The organism is Erwinia sp. HR93 (assembly GCF_034555055.1).
Classification (GTDB): domain Bacteria; phylum Pseudomonadota; class Gammaproteobacteria; order Enterobacterales; family Enterobacteriaceae; genus Apirhabdus; species Apirhabdus apintestini.
In genome coordinates this window covers 2149614-2167590 of the sequence record NZ_JAXUDP010000001.1, presented here as the reverse complement: position 1 = coordinate 2167590, position 17977 = coordinate 2149614, and the positions used below count along the sequence as shown (strand labels likewise).

Here is a 17977-nt window from a genome sequence, read left to right as displayed (position 1 = left end):
CAGTAAAAGAGAGAAGCGTGATTATTCTCACATCGTCATTATCATCGACATGCTATTTGTAGTCGCCATTACTAGAGACGATGAGAAAAGTAATCTGCCCCACAAAGGGCGGCTTACTTTTCTCTTTTTTTTGCTCAATAAAAACGGGAATATGCTATGCAACAACACTCATATAGACGCTGGATAACGCTCGCCATTATTAGTTTTAGCGGCGGCGTCAGCTTCGACTTAGCTTATTTGCGTTATATCTATCAAATACCCATGGCAAAATTCATGGAATTCAGTAATACCGAAATCGGCCTAATTATGAGCACGTTCGGCATTACCGCCATTATTTTATATGCACCAAGCGGTGTTATTGCCGATAAGTTTTCACACCGCAAAATGATTACCTCTGCGATGGTGATTACCGGGTTACTTGGACTTATTATGATGACCTATCCACCGCTGTGGATGATGCTTATTATTCAGGTCGCGTTCGCCGTCACTACTATCCTGATGCTGTGGTCGGTCTCGATTAAAGCCGCCTCGATGCTCGGCTCGCATAGCGAACAAGGGAAAATTATGGGCTGGATGGAAGGGCTACGCGGCGTGGGCGTCATGTCGCTGGCGGTATTTACAATGTGGGTTTTCTCACGCTTCGCCCCGGATAATCCCAATAGCCTGAAAACCGTTATTTTTATTTACAGCGCTGTTTATCTTCTGCTGGGGATCCTGTGCTGGTTTTTTGTTAGCGATGGCGATAGTCGGCAGCATGAGGCCGAGAGCAGGCATAGTAAAACGTTTCAGATTGGCGATATCCTTTCCGTACTGCGCATTGGTACCACCTGGTATTGCAGCATGATTATCTTCGGTGTGTATACGATTTACGCCATCCTGAGTTACTCCACCAATTATCTTACCGAAATGTACGGGATGTCGCTGGTCGCCGCCAGCTATATGGGCATCGTGATTAATAAAATCTTCCGCGCGATTTGCGGGCCGCTGGGCGGTCTGATTACAACTTATAGCCGGGTGAAATCCCCCACGCGCGTGATTCAGATTCTGGCGACCATTGGCGCGCTAACGCTTATCGCCCTGCTGGCAACGAACCGCCATCCCCAGTCTGTCGCCATTGGTATTACGCTCATCCTGCTGCTTGGCTTCACATGCTATGCCTCGCGCGGCCTCTATTTTGCCTGCCCCGGAGAAGCGAAAACCCCAACCTTTATTATGGGCACCACGGTAGGAATTTGTTCCGTTATCGGCTTCTTACCTGACGTATTTGTCTACCCGATTGTTGGCCGCTGGCAGGATACGCTGCCCGCCGCGGAGGCCTATCGCAATATGTGGCTGATGGGACTTGCCGCAATGTGCATGGTGATTGTTTTTACTTTTTTGCTATTTAGAAAAATACGCGCGGCAGGCGCGCGCGATAGCCAGACCGAGACGACGCCTCCCCCGGCGCGCGAAACCGCATGACATCACAGGCATAAAGGAGAAATGGCGATGTCCAAAAAATACATCATTGGCATTGATGGCGGCAGCCAAAGCACGAAGGTCGTCATGTACGATCTCGATGGAAACGTGATTTGCGAAGGTAAAGGAGCGCTCCAGCCGATGTACACGCCGGATGCGGACACCGTCGAGCACCCGGATGACGATTTATGGACCTCCCTGTGCTGCGCCGGGAAAGATCTGATGCGTCAGTTTACCGGCGATCCTGCTGATATCGTCGGCATCGGGCTGGGTTCTATTCGCTGCTGCCGCGCGCTGCTTAAAGCCGACGGTACACCGGCCGCGCAGCTAATTAGCTGGCAGGATGCCCGCGTGACGCGCCCGTATGAGCACGCCGACAGTAGCGTTGCCTGGGTTACCTCGTTTTCCGGGTATTTAACCCATCGCCTGACCGGGGAGTTTAAAGACAATATCGCTAACTATTTTGGGCAGTGGCCGGTGGATTACCAGACCTGGGACTGGAGCCGTGACCCGCAGGTTATACGCAAGTTTCAAATCCCCAGAGAGATGCTATTTGACGTACAGATGCCAGGCACGGTGTTAGGGAAAATTACCTCACAGGCCGCGCAGGTTACGGGCTTTCCCTGCGATTTGCCGCTGGTATGTACTACCAGCGATAAGCCGGTAGAAGCGCTGGGCGCAGGGCTATTAGATGATAAGACCGTGGTCATTTCGCTGGGCACCTATATCGCACTGATGATGAACGGTAAAGCCCTGCCGACCGATCCGGTTCACTACTGGCCGATTATGTCTTCCATTCCGGAAACCTTGCTGTACGAAGGCTACGGCATCCGCAGAGGAATGTGGACCGTGAGCTGGCTGCGGGACATGCTGGGCGAATCGCTGTTAAAAGAAGCGGCGGCCAGCGGCGTATCGCCGGAAGATTATCTTAATCATAGGGCCAGCGCGGTTTCCCCGGGCTGTGACGGCCTGATGGCGGTGCTGGACTGGTTAACTAACCCCTGGGAACCCTATAAACGCGGAATTTTTATCGGCTTTAATGCCACTATGGACTATGCCTGGATGTATCGGGCAATACTCGAAAGCATTGCGATGACGCTGAAGAATAACTACGACAGTATGGCGGGCGAGATGAACCATTACGCCAGCCGGCTTATTGTTACCGGCGGCGGCTCTAACAGCGACCTGTTTATGCAGATTTTCGCCGATGTTTTCAATTTGCCAACCCAACGTAATACCATCAATAGCTGCGCAAGTTTGGGCGCCGCGATTAATACGGCCGTCGGGCTGGGGCTTTATCCTTCTTACGAAGACGCTATTCGTAAGATGGTACACGTCAAAGACATTTTTGAGCCTGTGCGGCAAAATGTCGAACGCTATGCGGCGATAAACCAGGGAATATTTAAAGAGCTCCCCCGCTATACCGATCCGATTTTGAAAAAGTCATATGCTATTTTTCACGGAGAGGTTAACGAGGAAGAGAGCATTCAAAGCTGGTCTAATGCCTGACACAGTAAGCCGGTAGCGATTCGCGCCGGCGGCTTCTTTTAGGCGATGTTTAAATACTTGTGCGTCTGCATCGACAGGCGCCAGTTTCTCGCAATGCAGGTGTCAATGCACAGCCTGGTAGCCTCTTCTTTCTGGCTAATAGGCTGAAGCGCAATTACGCGCGGCTTATCGTCGGTAAGCGTTTCCAGCAGCTCATCCAGCGCCTCGATATCGCGCGCGCGCCCCACCGGATGTTTAATTTCATTAGCGCGATGAAGCGCCTGAGACAGTACTTCATAACCACCGCGCATATTAACCTTTGGCGAGACGGTGACCCAGGTATCGTGAGAGCAGCGTACTTCATGCGTGCCGCTGGTTTCAATCTGGCAGCGATAGCCATTTTGCTCCAGTAAATGGGTCAATGCCGTAAGATCGTGAATGCAGGGCTCGCCGCCTGTAATAACGATATGGCGCGCCGTCCAGCCCTGACGCGCGATAGCCGTAAGCAGCTCTTCCGCCGTTGCCGCTCCCCATTTATCGCTCTCTTTGGTTTTCGCCAAAACGCTGAATAGCGACACTTCCCTGTCAGCAAGCTTGTCCCAGGTATGTTTGGTGTCGCACCAGGGGCAGCCGACCGGACATCCCTGTAGCCGAATAAAAATGGCGGGCACGCCGGTAAAATAACCCTCGCCTTGTAGGGTCTGGAACATCTCGTTGATGGGGTACTGCATAATTATCTCTGTTGAAGAACAAACGGTAAGTATCGCAGATTAAGCGCAAACGATCAGCCCGGATTGGCGCGGTATATCGCACCCGGCTAACCGCAGGGCAAAAAAATACCGGCCAAATGGCCGGTATTCGTAATTCAGGAAAGACGATTACGCCTGACCTTTAATCTCTTTACGACCGTTATACGGCGCTTTTTCACCCAGAGCTTCTTCGATACGAATCAGCTGGTTGTACTTAGCAACGCGATCGGAACGGCTCATGGAACCGGTTTTGATCTGGCCAGCCGCAGTACCTACCGCCAGGTCGGCGATAGTTGCGTCTTCAGTTTCACCGGAGCGGTGAGAGATAACAGCGGTATAGCCCGCGTCTTTCGCCATCTTAATAGCAGCCAGAGTTTCGGTCAGAGAACCAATCTGGTTGAATTTGATCAGGATGGAGTTAGCGATGCCTTTCTCAATACCTTCTTTCAGGATCTTGGTGTTAGTAACGAACAGGTCGTCGCCAACCAACTGGATTTTGTCGCCCAGTACTTTAGTCTGGTAGGCAAAACCGTCCCAGTCAGACTCATCCAGACCGTCTTCGATAGAAACGATCGGATACTGCTTGGTCAGATCTTCCAGGAAGTGAGTGAACTCTTCAGAGGTAAACGCTTTGTTGCCTTCGCCGGCCAGCACGTATTTACCGTCTTTGTAGAATTCTGAAGCCGCGCAGTCCATCGCCAGAGTGATGTCTTTACCTAACTCATAGCCTGCAGCTTTTACTGCTTCAGCGATAACGGCCAGCGCTTCTGCGTTGGAACCCAGGTTCGGTGCATAGCCGCCTTCGTCGCCAACGGCCGTGTTCATGCCCTTAGACTTCAGGACCTTCGCCAGGTGATGGAAAATTTCAGAGCCCATACGGATGGCTTCTTTCACCGTCTTCGCGCCCACCGGCTGGATCATGAATTCCTGGATATCGACGTTGTTATCCGCATGCTCGCCGCCGTTGATGATGTTCATCATCGGAACCGGCATTGAGTATTTACCCGCAGTGCCGTTTAGTTCAGCAATGTGCGCATACAGCGGCATGCCTTTAGAAGCAGCGGCAGCTTTAGCGGCGGCCAGAGAAACGGCCAGGATAGCGTTCGCGCCGAATTTAGATTTATTTTCGGTACCATCCAGATCAATCATGATCTTATCGATGTTAGCCTGGTCTTTCGCGTCTTTACCCATCACAGCTTCAGCGATTGGGCCATTAACCGCCGCAACGGCTTTGGTTACGCCTTTGCCCAGGAAACGTGATTTGTCACCGTCACGCAGTTCCAGCGCTTCACGGGAACCCGTTGAAGCACCTGACGGGGCCGCAGCCATACCTACGAAACCACCTTCCAGATGAACTTCTGCTTCAACAGTCGGGTTACCACGAGAATCGATGATTTCACGACCGATGACTTTAACGATTTTGGACATTAGGTTTTCCTCAAGTCACTTAGTTAAACTAAAACTCCGTATTAACAGCGCGCCGACCGTACTTTCATATTACCGCCATTCCGGCTTGCCTCTTTGGCGCTCTCACCAACTCGTTGAGTCAGGCTGCGCTGAGACTGGCGCATGGCTGCGCGCTGTCAGTATTAACTATCTTACTTCTCTTGCCGCTTCTGGTATTCACTGGCCGCTTTGATAAAGCCGGTAAACAGCGGATGCCCGTCGCGCGGGGTTGAGGTAAATTCCGGGTGAAACTGGCAGGCGACAAACCACGGGTGATTAGGCACCTCAATGATTTCAACCAGCTTATCGTCCCCGGAACGACCCGCGATCCTCAGGCCGGCCGCTTCAATTTTATTCAACAGCAGATTGTTAACTTCATAGCGGTGACGATGGCGTTCCACAATGGTCGGCGAACCGTACATCTGGCGCACCAGACTATCGTCAGAGAGCTGGCACTGCTGGGCACCAAGGCGCATTGTTCCGCCAAGATCGCTCTCTTCCGTACGCACCTCAAGTTCACCGTTCTCATCACGCCATTCGGTGATTAAGCCTACCACCGGATATTTACAGTCTGGCACAAATTCAGTTGAGTTGGCGCCTTCCATCCCCACTACGTCGCGGGCAAATTCAATAAGCGCCACCTGCATTCCCAGGCAAATGCCCAGGTAAGGAATATTGTTTTCACGCGCATAGCGCGCGGTAGCCACCTTTCCTTCTACGCCGCGATAACCAAAGCCGCCAGGGATCAGGATAGCATCCAGCCCTTTTAGCATTTCGACGCCGCGGGTCTCAACGTCCTGCGAATCAATCAGGCGGATATTCACGGTCTGGCGATTCTTCAGGCCCGCGTGTTTTAACGCCTCAATAACCGATTTATAGGCATCGGGCAGTTCAATGTATTTCCCCACCATCCCAATGGTGACTTCACCCGCCGGATTCGCCTCTTCATAAATGACCTGCTCCCATTCAGACAGATTTGCCTCGGGACAGTTCAAGCTGAATCGTTTACAAATATAATCATCCAGGCCCTGGGATTTCAACAGGGAAGGAATTTTATATATGGAATCGACGTCTTTCAGAGAAATCACAGCTTTCTCGGGAACGTTACAGAACAGCGCGATTTTCGCGCGCTCGTTAGCAGGAACGACGCGGTCAGAGCGGCAAATCAATATATCCGGCTGGATGCCAATCGAGAGTAGCTCTTTTACGGAGTGCTGGGTCGGCTTAGTTTTTACTTCACCGGAAGCAGCCATATAAGGCACCAGCGTCAGGTGCATATACAGCGTATGCTCGCGACCAACTTCTGCCGCCATCTGACGAATGGCTTCAAGGAAAGGCAGTGATTCAATATCGCCGACCGTTCCGCCAATTTCGACCAGAACCACATCGTGGCCTTCGCCGCCTTCAATGATGCGTTCTTTGATGGCGTTGGTGATATGCGGAATAACCTGCACCGTCGCGCCCAAATAATCGCCGCGACGCTCTTTGCGCAGTACATCGGAGTAAATACGCCCAGTGGTAAAGTTATTACGGCGCGTCATGCGGGTGCGAATAAAGCGCTCGTAGTGACCCAGATCCAGATCGGTTTCAGCGCCGTCTTCGGTCACGAATACTTCCCCGTGCTGGATAGGACTCATGGTACCCGGATCGATATTGATGTAGGGATCCAGCTTCATGATGGTCACATTGAGGCCACGCGCTTCAAGAATAGCTGCGAGGGAAGCTGCGGCAATGCCTTTGCCCAGAGAGGAAACGACCCCGCCGGTCACAAATATATAGTTCGTTGTCATGCTGAACCTGAGAAGTTAGGTTTAAGGACGATGGAATAACCAAGACGGGAAACTAGTATACCCGAACAGCAAGGCTCCCACAAACATTCCTTCTTCGCCGCTTACCCGGCACAGCCGCAGCGCGAAACCAGAGAAATTAATGATTATGGGAGAAATGTTTTTGATGTAAATCAACGAGTTGTTCCCCACGATTGATAATAGTTCCATCTGGATATAAAAAGACGTTATATATCATATTCCTGACGTTTAACCTGCTGCCAGGCGTCTTCCATTTGCGCTAATGAAGCCTGCTCCATTTGCAGCCCCTGACTGGCAATGATTTGTTCAACCTCGCGGAAGCGGCGTTCAAATTTATGGTTAGCCTGCGCCAGAGCCATTTCTGCTTTAGTGCCTAAATGTCGCGCCAGGTTCACCGTTGCAAATAGCAGGTCGCCCACTTCTTCTTCAAGCTTACGCTCATCGACGACGGCCTGCGTCGCTTCATACATGACTTCATCCAGCTCTTCATGGATTTTATCCACTACCGGCCCTAGGGTAGTCCAGTCGAATCCGACGGCGGAAACCCGCTTTTGAATCTTTTGCGCGCGCATCAGCGCCGGCATCGCTTCAGGAATATCATCCAGCGCGGAGAATTGTGCTTTTTCAGCGCGTTCGGCGCTCTTAGTCTGTTCCCAGTTCGCCAGTATCGCTTCAGAGTCAGTAAACGATGCCGTACCAAAGATATGCGGATGGCGGCGCTCCAACTTGTCGTTTATTGCCGCACAAATATCATTAAAATCAAAGTGGCCCTGTTCCTGAGCCATCTGTGCATAAAATACTACCTGAAAAAGTAAATCACCCAGTTCACCGCGTAAGTCCACATAATCTTCGCGTGCTATCGCATCCAGCACTTCATAGGTTTCTTCCAGGGTATGGGGCGCTATCGATGAAAAGGTCTGCTTTTTGTCCCATGGGCAGCCGATTTGCGGATCGCGCAGGCGCTGCATAATGCCAAGAAGACGTTCTATTTGATTCATATGATTCCCTGACTTTACTGTCTCGTCCATGGCACGGTGCGCCTGACGAGCCGGAAATATCAGCGCCAAAACGCTATTGCCGCGCCGGCGCCGCTGATTTTTATCCGCCGTGCAAGCGCCGCGCATCAATGATATCCGGCACCTGATTCAATTTACTTAATACGCGCCCCAGCACCTGCAAATTATAGATTTCAATAGTCATATCAATGGTCGCTATCTGCTGCCTGGTATCGCTACGGCTGGCGACGCCCAGTACATTCACTTTTTCATTAGCGAGAATGGTGGTGATATCACGCAGTAATCCGCTGCGATCGTTGGCGCTGACGCGCACAACCAGCGAATAACCGGCGGAATAGCTCTCCCCCCAGACGGCGTCCACAATACGTTCTGGCGCATGCGCTTTAAGTTCGCTTAGCTGGTCACAGTCGGCGCGATGAATTGAAATCCCGCGCCCCTGGGTGATAAACCCCACAATCTCATCGCCCGGAATCGGCTGACAGCAGCGTGCGATGTGGTGCATTAAGTTACCGACGCCTTCCACCACAACCCGCCCATCTTCTTTAGACCGCTGCTGCGACGCATAGGTTTTTTGCTGCAATTGCCTTAGCGCAGCGGCATCCTGCTCTTCAGCGCTGGGCTTATTAAACTGCGCCTGCAGGAAATTAACCATTTGATTCAGACGAATATCACCGCCGCCGATTGCCGCCAGCAATTCATCCATCTCATTAAAGTTGTAGCGCGGTAGTAGGTGTTTTTCTGCCTCTTTGAGGCTGATGCCCAAATGCGCCAGCTCATCATCAAGAATTTGCCGCCCTGCCAGAATATTTTTGTCACGATCCTGTTTACGAAACCAAGCGTGAATTTTCGAGCGCCCCCGGCTGGTAGTGATATATCCCAGATTAGGATTTAGCCAATCACGGCTCGGATTCGGCTGCTTCTGAGTGATAATTTCAACCTGATCGCCCATTTGCAGCTGATAGGTAAATGGCACGATGCGCCCGCTAATTTTCGCGCCAATGCAGCGGTGCCCGACATCGCTGTGAATGTGATAGGCAAAGTCGAGGGGGGTCGAGCCTGCGGGTAAGTCCACCACGTCACCCTTTGGCGTAAATACATAAACTCTGTCGTCAAAAACCTGGCTGCGCACTTCATCCAGCATTTCGCCCGAGTCAGCCATCTCTTCCTGCCAGGCAATCAGCTTGCGTAGCCAGGCAATGCGATCTTCATAGCCGGAACGAACGCCCGCGACACCGCCTTCTTTGTATTTCCAGTGCGCGGCAACGCCCAGTTCGGCCTCTTCATGCATTTGTTTGGTACGAATTTGTATCTCGACCGTTTTACCGGCCGGACCGAGCACAACCGTATGAATAGACTGATAACCGTTGGGCTTAGGATTAGCTACATAGTCATCGAACTCATCCGGCAGGTGGCGATAGAGCGTATGCACAATTCCCAGTGCCGCATAGCAATCTTGCAATCTTTCAGCCACGATACGCACCGCGCGCACATCAAACAACTCATCAAACGACAAATGCTTTTTCTGCATTTTGCGCCAGATACTGTAGATGTGTTTTGGTCGCCCGTAGACTTCCGCTTTCACACCTTCTTCTTTGATGGTCTGGCGCATGCGGGTTACAAATTCATCGATGTAATGCTCGCGATCAATGCGCCGTTCGTGCAGCAGCGTTGCGATACGTTTATATTCGGTAGGCCGCAGATACCGAAAGCAGTAGTCTTCCAGCTCCCACTTTAACTGCCCGATACCCAGACGGTTAGCCAGTGGCGCATAAATATTGGTGCACTCTTTCGCCGTAAGTACCCGTTCATCTTCAGGCGCGTCTTTCACTTCGCGCAGATGCGCTATGCGCTCGGCCAGTTTTATCACTACACAGCGAAAATCATCCACCATCGCCAGCAGCATGCGCCGAACGTTGTCTACCTGTTCAGAAGAGACCGCATCGTCGGTATGCGTCGCTTTAAGCTGGCGGATAGCGTCCATATCGCGCACGCCGTGAATAAGGTGGACCACCTGTTGCCCGACGCTTTCGAGCAGAACTTCTTCAGTAACCGCACCGCCGTCCACCAGCGGGAAAAGCAGCGCCGCGCGCAGAGTATCCGTATCCATACTCAGCGTTGACAGAATTTCGACCATTTCGACACCGCGCCATAGCAGCAGAGATGCCTGCGGATGCCCCTTAATTTGTTGTTCGCAATAATGCCAGGTTTCAGTTAAGCGTTCGCACGCCTGGGCGTTGATTCCCAGGCTTGATACCCATTTATCAGGAACAAATTCACCCGCTGTATTGAGATGTGCACTTCTTACCGCAACCATTCTTTTCTCCTTCCAGGCATTCCAGGAGCCTTTAATCTCAGCCCTGGCCGGCGATTTACCGCGCCGATATCCACCTGAGCTGCTTTTACCTTCTCCCGCAAACTGCGTATGCGTAACGTCTATCCAGACAACTGAACAGACAAACTATCTCCCCTGGGAAGGTGACAATTTATTTCAGCACCTTTCAAAGAGCGCCATAGACTCCAGATGCCCGGTGTGAGGAAACATATCCAGCATTTTTAATTCCATTAGCCGATAACCTGAACTGCACAATTCTGCGCTATCGCGCGCCAGCGTACTGGGGTTGCAGGAAACATACACCACGCGCGACGGTGCCAGCGCGGCAATCTGCCGCATGACGCCTGCAGCCCCTGCCCGCGCAGGATCGAGCAGTACTTTATCAACGCTCTGCCTCGCCCACGGCTGATGAACGGCATCCCGATCCAAATCTTCTAGCCAGAAGCTGATATTTTCCAGGTTATGGTAACGCGCATTATGACGCGCGCTGGCCACCAGCGCCGATACGCCCTCCACCCCAGTCACCGTTGCGACATGCCGCGCAATGGGTAAAGTAAAATTACCCATACCGCAAAATAAATCGAGTACGCGATCGTCTGGCGTCAGCGCCAGCCAGTCAATGGCCTGCGCGACCATTTGCTGATTCACCGCATCGTTAACCTGGATAAAGTCTCGCGGACTAAACTGTAAACGTAGCCCCTGTGAGACATACCAAGGCTGGTCTCCGTAAAGGCATTCGAGGGTATCACTCCCACCCGCCAGAAAAAGCGCGACATCGTGTGTTTGCGAAAAACGTTCCAGTTTTTCTTTATCATGCGCACTTAAAGGCTGAGTGTGGCGCAGTACCATCAGTATTCCGCTATCTGCCTGCACTAATTCAACGTGGCCCAAACTTCGCGCGCCCTGCAGGGCATCGAGGCAGATACGCAGCGGGGCCAGTAATGCCTCAAGACCGGGCACCATAATAGGGCAACAGCCTATATCGACCAGTTCATGAGAATTCGTTTTCCGAAACCCCATTTGCAGTTTTTTCTCTGGCGCAGAATACTTCAGGCTCAGGCGTACCCTGCGTCGATATCCCCAAGGCTGAGCGTCAATAATATGACTGACCTCATGTTTCATCATTCGTTCCAGCGCGCGCTTTTTACTAACCTGCTGTAACGCCACGCTGGCATGCTGCTGCTGGCAACCGCCGCATACGCCAAAATGCGGGCAGCGGGGCGCAACGCGCTCGGGGCTATCGTTCAAACGGCGTTTAACCGTACCCAGACTATAATTACGTTTTTCTTGTGTAAGACAGACGTCCGCCGTTTCTCCCGGCAAGGCGCCGGAAATAAATAGCGTCTTGTTCTGATAACGTGCGACTCCCTGACCAAAAACATCCAGGTCAGTAATCTCAACAGTTATGATCTTGCGCGTCGTCACGCGACGCTTTGCAGAGTAGAATTGCGCCATGATAAAAAGCTGAATCACCCGTTAATATTTGCTTAATTGTCCCATATCGGAACCCCATGACCAACTACAGCCTACGGGCACGTATGATGATACTGATTCTGGCACCGACGGTTCTCATCGGCCTGCTACTCAGTATTTTTTTCGTGGTACATCGCTACCACGATTTACAGCGTCAGCTTGAAGACGCTGGCGCCAGTATTATTGAGCCCCTGGCGGTATCCAGTGAATATGGTATGAGCTTTCATAACCGGGAATCCATTCGCCAACTGGTGAGTGTGTTGCACCGCCGTCACTCGGATATTTTACGCGGTATTTCAATTTACGATGAAAATAACCGGCTTTTTGTTACCTCCAATTATCAATTGGATCATTCGCTGCTGCGCCTGCCGGACGGCGCACCGCTGCCGCAAAGCCTGACGATTACTCAGCGCGAAGATAGGTTAATAATGCGCACGCCTATCATCTCAGAACGCTATTTCCCCGACGAGTCTGAGGTAACCGAAGCAAAGCCGGCGGATAATACAATGGGCTATGTCGCACTGGAGCTTGATCTTAAATCGGTGCGTCTGCAGCAATATAAAGAAATATTTACCTCCACGCTGCTGGTCTTATTTTGCGTATCTATTGCGCTTATTTTCGCCTGGCGTTTAATGCGCGACGTCACCAGCCCCATACGTAATATGGTTAATACCGTCGATCGTATTCGCCGTGGCCAGCTTGATAGCTGCGTTGAAGGTTTCATGCTGGGCGAACTGGATATGCTGAAAAACGGCATTAATTCTATGGCAATGTCGCTGACAGCCTATCATGAAGAGATGCAACACAATGTTGATCAGGCGACGTCAGATCTGCGCGAAACCCTGGAACAGATGGAAATTCAGAATGTAGAACTGGATTTGGCGAAGAAAAAAGCGCAGGAGGCGGCCAGAATTAAATCTGAATTTTTGGCCAATATGTCTCATGAGTTGCGCACGCCGCTTAACGGCGTGATTGGCTTTACGCGCCTGACGTTAAAAACCGATCTTAGCCCTACGCAGCGCGATCACCTGAATACCATCGAGCGTTCAGCCAATAACCTGCTCACTATTATTAACGACGTGCTCGACTTTTCTAAACTTGAGGCCGGTAAACTTATTCTGGAAAGTATTCCCTTCCTGCTGCGCACCACGCTGGACGAAACGGTGTCGCTGTTGGCGCACTCCGCGCATGATAAAGGACTGGAACTGACGCTGGATATTAAAAACGATGTCCCTGATAACGTGATTGGCGATCCGCTTCGTTTCCAGCAAATTATTACCAACCTGGTGGGTAACGCGATTAAATTTACCGAAAACGGCAATGTGGATGTCATTGTTGGAAAACGGGCTATCAGCAATAACAAATTACAAATTGAAGTGCAGATCCGCGATACCGGCATTGGTATTCCGGAAAAAGATCAGTCACGCCTGTTCCAGGCCTTCCGACAGGCCGATGCCAGTATCTCACGCCGCCACGGCGGCACCGGACTGGGACTGGTTATTACGCAGAAGCTGGTCAATGAAATGGGAGGCGATATCTCCTTCCACAGCCAGCCAGGGCACGGTTCGACTTTCTGGTTTAACATTAATCTCGATCTCAATCTGAATGCCGTGCCGGATATGTTTTCGCAGGAGGCGCTGGCGGGAAAACATATCGGCTACGTTGAGGCTAACCCTACGGCGGCCCAGGGAACGCTGGATATGCTGAAAGGGATGTCGATGCATATTACTTACAGCACCTCGCTATCGGCACTGCCGGAAGACCGCTATGACTGTATTTTGCTAGGTGTTCCGGTAACGCTGCGCAATCCACAGACCACGCTGATGTCCAAAATAACTAAAGCCGCCACCATGACCAACTGTCTGCTACTGGCGCTACCGAGTCAGGCTCGCGTAAATACCGAGTTGCTCAAACGCGATGGTGCAACGGCCTGTTTACCAAAACCGGTAACGCCCACGCGCCTGACGCCGCTGCTGTTGGAACACTGCGCCTCTCTGGCTACTCCGATTATCGATCGCGGCGTGCGCGACGCGCGGCTATTGATGACGGTGATGGCGGTCGATGATAACCCGGCGAACCTGAAACTCATCGGTGCGCTGCTGGAAGACAAAGTGCAGAGCGTTGTCCTGTGTGAAAGCGGGACGCAGGCGCTGGAAAGCGCACGCCAGATGTCATTCGATCTTGTCTTAATGGATATACAAATGCCGGATATGGATGGAATTCGGGCCTGTGAATTGATCCATCAATTGCCACAGCACCAGCATACGCCGGTTATTGCGGTGACTGCCCACGCCATGGCCGGCCAGCGAGAGAAATTATTAAGCGCGGGTATGAACGATTATCTGGCAAAACCCATTGAAGAGAAAAAACTTCATACGCTGCTAATGCGTTACCAGCCCGGCGGCGGTATCCCCATGATTGCAGAGGAGCCGACAGCGCCAGTGGTCAATCACAATGCGACGTTTGACTGGGATCTGGCGCTGTATCAGGCCGCCAATAAACCGGATTTAGCCCAGGACATGCTGCATATGCTGCTGGCATTTTTACCTGATGTACACAGCGAGGTTGAAGCACAGCTGGAGGGGAAATCCCCGGCAAGGCTAGTGGATATGATTCATAAGTTGCACGGTAGCTGCGGCTACAGCGGCGTGCCGCGCCTCAAAAATCTTTGTCATCTACTGGAACAGCAATTGCGCAGCGGCATCGCGCCGGAAGACTTAGAACCAGAGCTGCTGGAGTTACAGGATGAAATGGAAAATGTGGCCCGGGAAGCGCGAGCTCTCCTGAAGGCGCAATAAAACAGATTCTGGCGGGATTAGCTGGCGCACTGGCAGGAGTTGCTCGCGGGAGGACCTCCTGCTTCCGAAAATGAAACCCGCGGGTACGCAACCGTAGTTAATTTCCCGGTTTCACCTGCCAGATAAGGAGTTACGCCGGTGATTACTGTCCCAGGGACTGACCAATCGCCAGGATTTGTGCAATATTCTTTGCCGCATTGCGAATATTTATAGCCGCATCATCCAGCGCCTCTTCCAGTGTGACTATGCGTGCTAAGACGCTAAACATAGCGTCTACACCGCGCTGATAAACCCTATCCGCATCCTGTTCCAGGCTACCGCTGAGGATGATAACCGGTTTCGCATATCGCTTTGCGAGCTCCGCCACGCCGGCCGGTACTTTTCCACAGGCCGTTTGGCCATCGGTTCTTCCCTCGCCGGTAATAATAATATCGGCGTCGCGCAGCTGCGTTTCCAGGCCAAGGGCATCCATCACCATGTGAACCCCTTGGCGTAATGTTGCACCACAAAATGCGCTTAACGCGGCGCCCATTCCGCCTGCAGCGCCGCCGCCGGGTAGCGACAGTACATCAATTGCCATATCGCGCTGAACAACCTGCGCAAAATGCACCAGCGCGGCGTCCAGTTGCGCAACCATTTCCCGCGTAGCGCCTTTTTGAGGGCCAAATACCGCAGATGCGCCTTTTTCCCCGGTAAGGGGATTATCAACATCGCAGGCGACCTCAATAATGCATGAAGCCAGGCGCGAATCGAGCCCTGAGGTATCAATGCGTTCCAGTTGAAGCAAAGCCGCACCGCCGGATGGCAGCGCTTCTCCGCGCTTATCAAGGAGCCGTACGCCCAGCGCCTGTAGCATGCCAGCGCCAGCGTCATTGGTGGCACTACCGCCAATCCCGAGAATAAATTTGCGCGCGCCGGCATTTAGCGCCGCGAGAATAAGCTCCCCCGTCCCTCGCGACGTAGCAACCATAGGATCCCTGTCCTTTTTATTCACCAGTGCCAGCCCGCTGGCAGCGGCCATTTCAATAAAAGCGCAATGTCCGTCGTCGGAAAGCCCATAAAACGCCGCTACGGGCTTTCCCTCCGGCCCGGTAACACTTACCGAAACCAGGCGCCCCCGCGTCGCCTCCACCAGCGCTTTAACCGTGCCTTCACCACCATCGGCCATTGGCAGCAGTGCGTATTGCGCGCCAGGAAATACTTGCCGCATACCGTCAGCAATATTACGGGCTACATCCATTGCGCTCATACACTCCTTCCAGGAATCAGGGGCAATCACGATTTTCATGGCATCTCCTTTATCATCACTTCGCCGGATGCCTTGCTTAAACAGACGCAAAATTTTGAGCATATATGGCGCAATGATTTCATTTGGACAACGGCAGCAATGAGCGTAGCACCGCAGTCACCGTACTGTTATGAATAATAGAAGACAGGTGCTGCAGGCAAAGTGAGGAAATAAAAATCAGAGCAGGGGCAGGTTCGCCGGGGCAGCGCCCGGCAGCCATGGCGCATTCATTCAGTCTGACAAACTGCTCGCCCAGGCCTCTAGCCAGGGAATGGCTATCATTTCTGGCTCAGGATGCTCTGTTGCATCTATCGTCAGTAGTTCACCAATGCGCGACGCGCCCTGTTCCTGCAGTAGGGCGTCGAACTGTTTCCCCGCCTGACAGAACCGCTCATAGCTACTGTCGCCCAGAGCTATTAGGCCGTAGCGCATGGTCGGTTGCCATCCCGCATCCTGCAAAGCGGAAAATAGCGAACGAATATTATCTGGCAGATCGCCCTGCCCCGTGGTTGACGTTACAATCAGCGTATAAAGTCCGTCATAGCGCTGCCAGTCCTGGAGCGACGGCTCTTCAAACACGGTGGACTGATGCCCTTGTTCGCTCAGAATTCGCTGTGCCTCTTCTGCCACTAATAGCGAATTGCCATACACTGTACCAACGAATATGCCTATCTCCGCCACTGTTTATCTCTCCCTGCCATCGGCTATCGTGATGTCATCCTGAAGATTCATTTGTGGAAACGCAACCCTTTCTATTTCGGGGATAACGCCAGACCAGCCAAAATGGGATATTGCCTGCATCCACGGCCAGTCTAGCCCGGCCTGTAGCTGCAATGGCTTGCCGGTCGCTGGATGAATTAATTGCATTTCACTGGCGTGTAGCATTAAACGATCGCAGCCAAAATGCAGCGCCGCAGCGCGATTTTGCCGCAGATCGCCATGTTTGGTATCGCCGATGATGGGGTGACGCAGGTGCGCCATATGCCGACGCAGCTGGTGACGGCGGCCGGTTTTAGGCATGAGTTCTACCAGGCTATAGCGGGCGCTGGAATAGCGCCCTACTGCAACAGGCATTTCACTCGTCGCAAGCCCCCGGTACTGCGTCAAGGCAGGCTGGGCTGCTTTGTCCTGGCGCGCATATTTGTCTGCGATTTTGTCCAGCTCTTCAACGAGGGGATAATCGAGTTCAGCTCCATCCTGTAGCCAGCCGCGCACAATCGCGTGATAGCGTTTTTTAATACGATGTGTTTCAAACTGCTGTGCCAGCTCGCGCCCCATCTCGCTCGACAGGCCCATGAGCAATACGCCTGATGTTGGGCGATCAATGCGGTGTGCGGTGAAGACATGGCGCCCAATCTGATCCCTCACCGTTTGCATGACCACTACCTTTTCATGGCGGTCGAGCCAGCTACGATGCACCAGCCATCCGGAAGGTTTATTAACCGCCACTAGCCATTCATCCTGATAGATAATTTCTATCATGGGTTTTCACCGTCAAATAGCGCATCCAGCTCCTGAAGCGCTTCCAGTATTGCTTCACGCTCGGGATTACTGACATCCAGCGCCATTTCAAAGTAAGGCGATACGGCAAAAGCAACGGGGAGTGGGCGATCGCCATCCAATAATGCGTGCATTCGGGGCAGCAGTACCCACTGCAGCCATTCGTGCGGGGTGAGCGTGTCCATACAAAACGGCTGATCGCTATTTAGCGCTTCGATGCCCGGCGCTTCCCCTTGCCAAAGCTGACGCTCACGCAGAACGTGCTCTACGTGTAACAGCCGCTGACGCACTTCGTTATGGCGATTCATAAGACCTCGCTACATTTTACTGGCGACATGACGCATAAGTATCCGAGACTTGAGAAGTGTTTCGGCATTTGCGTCAACAGGAATAACGCACAGGATAACATGCCCTCGAAACGGCCTGAATACCGATAAAAAAAGGGAGGGCGCTGAAAAATCAGCGCCCTCCGGTTTCGTTTTGCAGCAATCCAGCTACCTTCAGTGCTCCCTGCTCATCCGTGACAACTTTTCCTTTGACCTTCCTGGCTCGCTGTCCTTCGCACTTGCTTCCTGCTCATCATCCTGATGTACGTTACGCCATCCTGACGCACGTTGTGAT

The 17977-nt window shown here is 52.4% G+C and carries 13 protein-coding genes; 3 read left to right on the top strand and 10 right to left on the bottom strand.

The genetic code is table 11. The annotated features are described in order from the left end of the window. Positions 1-156 precede the first annotated feature (156 nt). Together SFA31_RS10075 and SFA31_RS10070 are read left to right on the top strand one after the other, a co-directional pair. Positions 157-1461, top strand: a complete 1305-nt coding sequence (locus SFA31_RS10075; protein ID WP_322837854.1) for an MFS transporter — start codon at positions 157-159, stop codon at positions 1459-1461. A gap of 27 nt (positions 1462-1488) precedes the next feature. After that, on the top strand, positions 1489-2967 hold the full coding sequence (locus tag SFA31_RS10070; RefSeq protein ID WP_322837853.1) for an FGGY-family carbohydrate kinase: 1479 nt from the start codon (positions 1489-1491) through the stop codon (positions 2965-2967). A gap of 38 nt (positions 2968-3005) precedes the next feature. Here SFA31_RS10070 and queE read toward each other — a convergent pair whose 3' ends face one another. The 6 genes from queE to rlmD all read right to left on the bottom strand — a co-directional run bounded on the left by queE (position 3006) and on the right by rlmD (position 11752). Beyond that, positions 3006-3677: a 7-carboxy-7-deazaguanine synthase QueE gene (gene queE / locus SFA31_RS10065; RefSeq protein WP_322837852.1), complete on the bottom strand. Its 672-nt coding sequence runs from the start codon at positions 3675-3677 to the stop codon at positions 3006-3008. A gap of 147 nt (positions 3678-3824) precedes the next feature. Then, positions 3825-5123, bottom strand: coding sequence for a phosphopyruvate hydratase (gene eno, locus SFA31_RS10060; protein WP_322837851.1), 1299 nt, complete (start codon positions 5121-5123; stop codon positions 3825-3827). Positions 5124-5293: 170 nt separating this feature from the next. Then, positions 5294-6931: a glutamine hydrolyzing CTP synthase gene (gene pyrG / locus SFA31_RS10055; protein ID WP_322837850.1), complete on the bottom strand. Its 1638-nt coding sequence runs from the start codon at positions 6929-6931 to the stop codon at positions 5294-5296. 224 nt (positions 6932-7155) lie between these two features. Beyond that, a complete protein-coding gene (gene mazG, locus SFA31_RS10050) occupies positions 7156-7947 on the bottom strand; it encodes a nucleoside triphosphate pyrophosphohydrolase (protein WP_322837849.1) in 792 nt (263 codons plus the stop codon). A gap of 100 nt (positions 7948-8047) precedes the next feature. Further along, on the bottom strand, positions 8048-10279 hold the full coding sequence (relA, locus tag SFA31_RS10045; protein ID WP_322837848.1) for a GTP diphosphokinase: 2232 nt from the start codon (positions 10277-10279) through the stop codon (positions 8048-8050). Between the two features lie 174 nt (positions 10280-10453). Further along, positions 10454-11752 carry a 23S rRNA (uracil(1939)-C(5))-methyltransferase RlmD gene (gene rlmD, locus SFA31_RS10040; protein ID WP_322837847.1) on the bottom strand — a complete coding sequence of 433 codons (1299 nt, stop codon included), beginning with the start codon at positions 11750-11752 and terminating at the stop codon, positions 10454-10456. 56 nt (positions 11753-11808) lie between these two features. Between rlmD and barA the strand changes: the two genes are divergently transcribed. Further along, the gene (gene barA, locus SFA31_RS10035; RefSeq protein WP_322837846.1) at positions 11809-14568 is read left to right on the top strand and encodes a two-component sensor histidine kinase BarA; all 2760 of its coding nucleotides are present in this window, start codon (positions 11809-11811) and stop codon (positions 14566-14568) included. A gap of 142 nt (positions 14569-14710) precedes the next feature. On the opposite strand, the gene SFA31_RS10030 is transcribed toward barA, so the two are convergent. The 4 genes from SFA31_RS10030 to SFA31_RS10015 form a co-directional block, all read right to left on the bottom strand. Further along, positions 14711-15856, bottom strand: coding sequence for a glycerate kinase (locus SFA31_RS10030; RefSeq protein WP_322837845.1), 1146 nt, complete (start codon positions 15854-15856; stop codon positions 14711-14713). 231 nt (positions 15857-16087) lie between these two features. Next, a complete protein-coding gene (locus tag SFA31_RS10025) occupies positions 16088-16537 on the bottom strand; it encodes a flavodoxin (RefSeq protein WP_322837844.1) in 450 nt (149 codons plus the stop codon). Positions 16538-16540: 3 nt separating this feature from the next. Beyond that, entirely contained in the window at positions 16541-17338 is a 798-nt protein-coding gene (gene truC, locus SFA31_RS10020; protein ID WP_322837843.1) for a tRNA pseudouridine(65) synthase TruC, read from the bottom strand. Then, on the bottom strand, positions 17335-17664 hold the full coding sequence (locus tag SFA31_RS10015) for a YqcC family protein (protein WP_322837842.1): 330 nt from the start codon (positions 17662-17664) through the stop codon (positions 17335-17337). The genes truC and SFA31_RS10015 overlap by 4 nt, the downstream gene beginning before the upstream one ends. Positions 17665-17977: the final 313 nt, after the last annotated feature.

What these genes read in the sequence shown, in the direction of transcription:
- SFA31_RS10075 (WP_322837854.1), top strand. Translation starts at nt 157, where the DNA reads ATGCAACAACACTCATATAGACGCTGGATAACGCTCGCCATTATTAGT.
- SFA31_RS10070 (WP_322837853.1), top strand. Translation starts at nt 1,489, where the DNA reads ATGTCCAAAAAATACATCATTGGCATTGATGGCGGCAGCCAAAGCACG.
- queE (WP_322837852.1), bottom strand. Translation starts at nt 3,677, where the DNA reads ATGCAGTACCCCATCAACGAGATGTTCCAGACCCTACAAGGCGAGGGT.
- eno (WP_322837851.1), bottom strand. Translation starts at nt 5,123, where the DNA reads ATGTCCAAAATCGTTAAAGTCATCGGTCGTGAAATCATCGATTCTCGT.
- pyrG (WP_322837850.1), bottom strand. Translation starts at nt 6,931, where the DNA reads ATGACAACGAACTATATATTTGTGACCGGCGGGGTCGTTTCCTCTCTG.
- mazG (WP_322837849.1), bottom strand. Translation starts at nt 7,947, where the DNA reads ATGAATCAAATAGAACGTCTTCTTGGCATTATGCAGCGCCTGCGCGAT.
- relA (WP_322837848.1), bottom strand. Translation starts at nt 10,279, where the DNA reads ATGGTTGCGGTAAGAAGTGCACATCTCAATACAGCGGGTGAATTTGTT.
- rlmD (WP_322837847.1), bottom strand. Translation starts at nt 11,752, where the DNA reads ATGGCGCAATTCTACTCTGCAAAGCGTCGCGTGACGACGCGCAAGATC.
- barA (WP_322837846.1), top strand. Translation starts at nt 11,809, where the DNA reads ATGACCAACTACAGCCTACGGGCACGTATGATGATACTGATTCTGGCA.
- SFA31_RS10030 (WP_322837845.1), bottom strand. Translation starts at nt 15,856, where the DNA reads ATGAAAATCGTGATTGCCCCTGATTCCTGGAAGGAGTGTATGAGCGCA.
- truC (WP_322837843.1), bottom strand. Translation starts at nt 17,338, where the DNA reads ATGATAGAAATTATCTATCAGGATGAATGGCTAGTGGCGGTTAATAAA.
- SFA31_RS10015 (WP_322837842.1), bottom strand. Translation starts at nt 17,664, where the DNA reads ATGAATCGCCATAACGAAGTGCGTCAGCGGCTGTTACACGTAGAGCAC.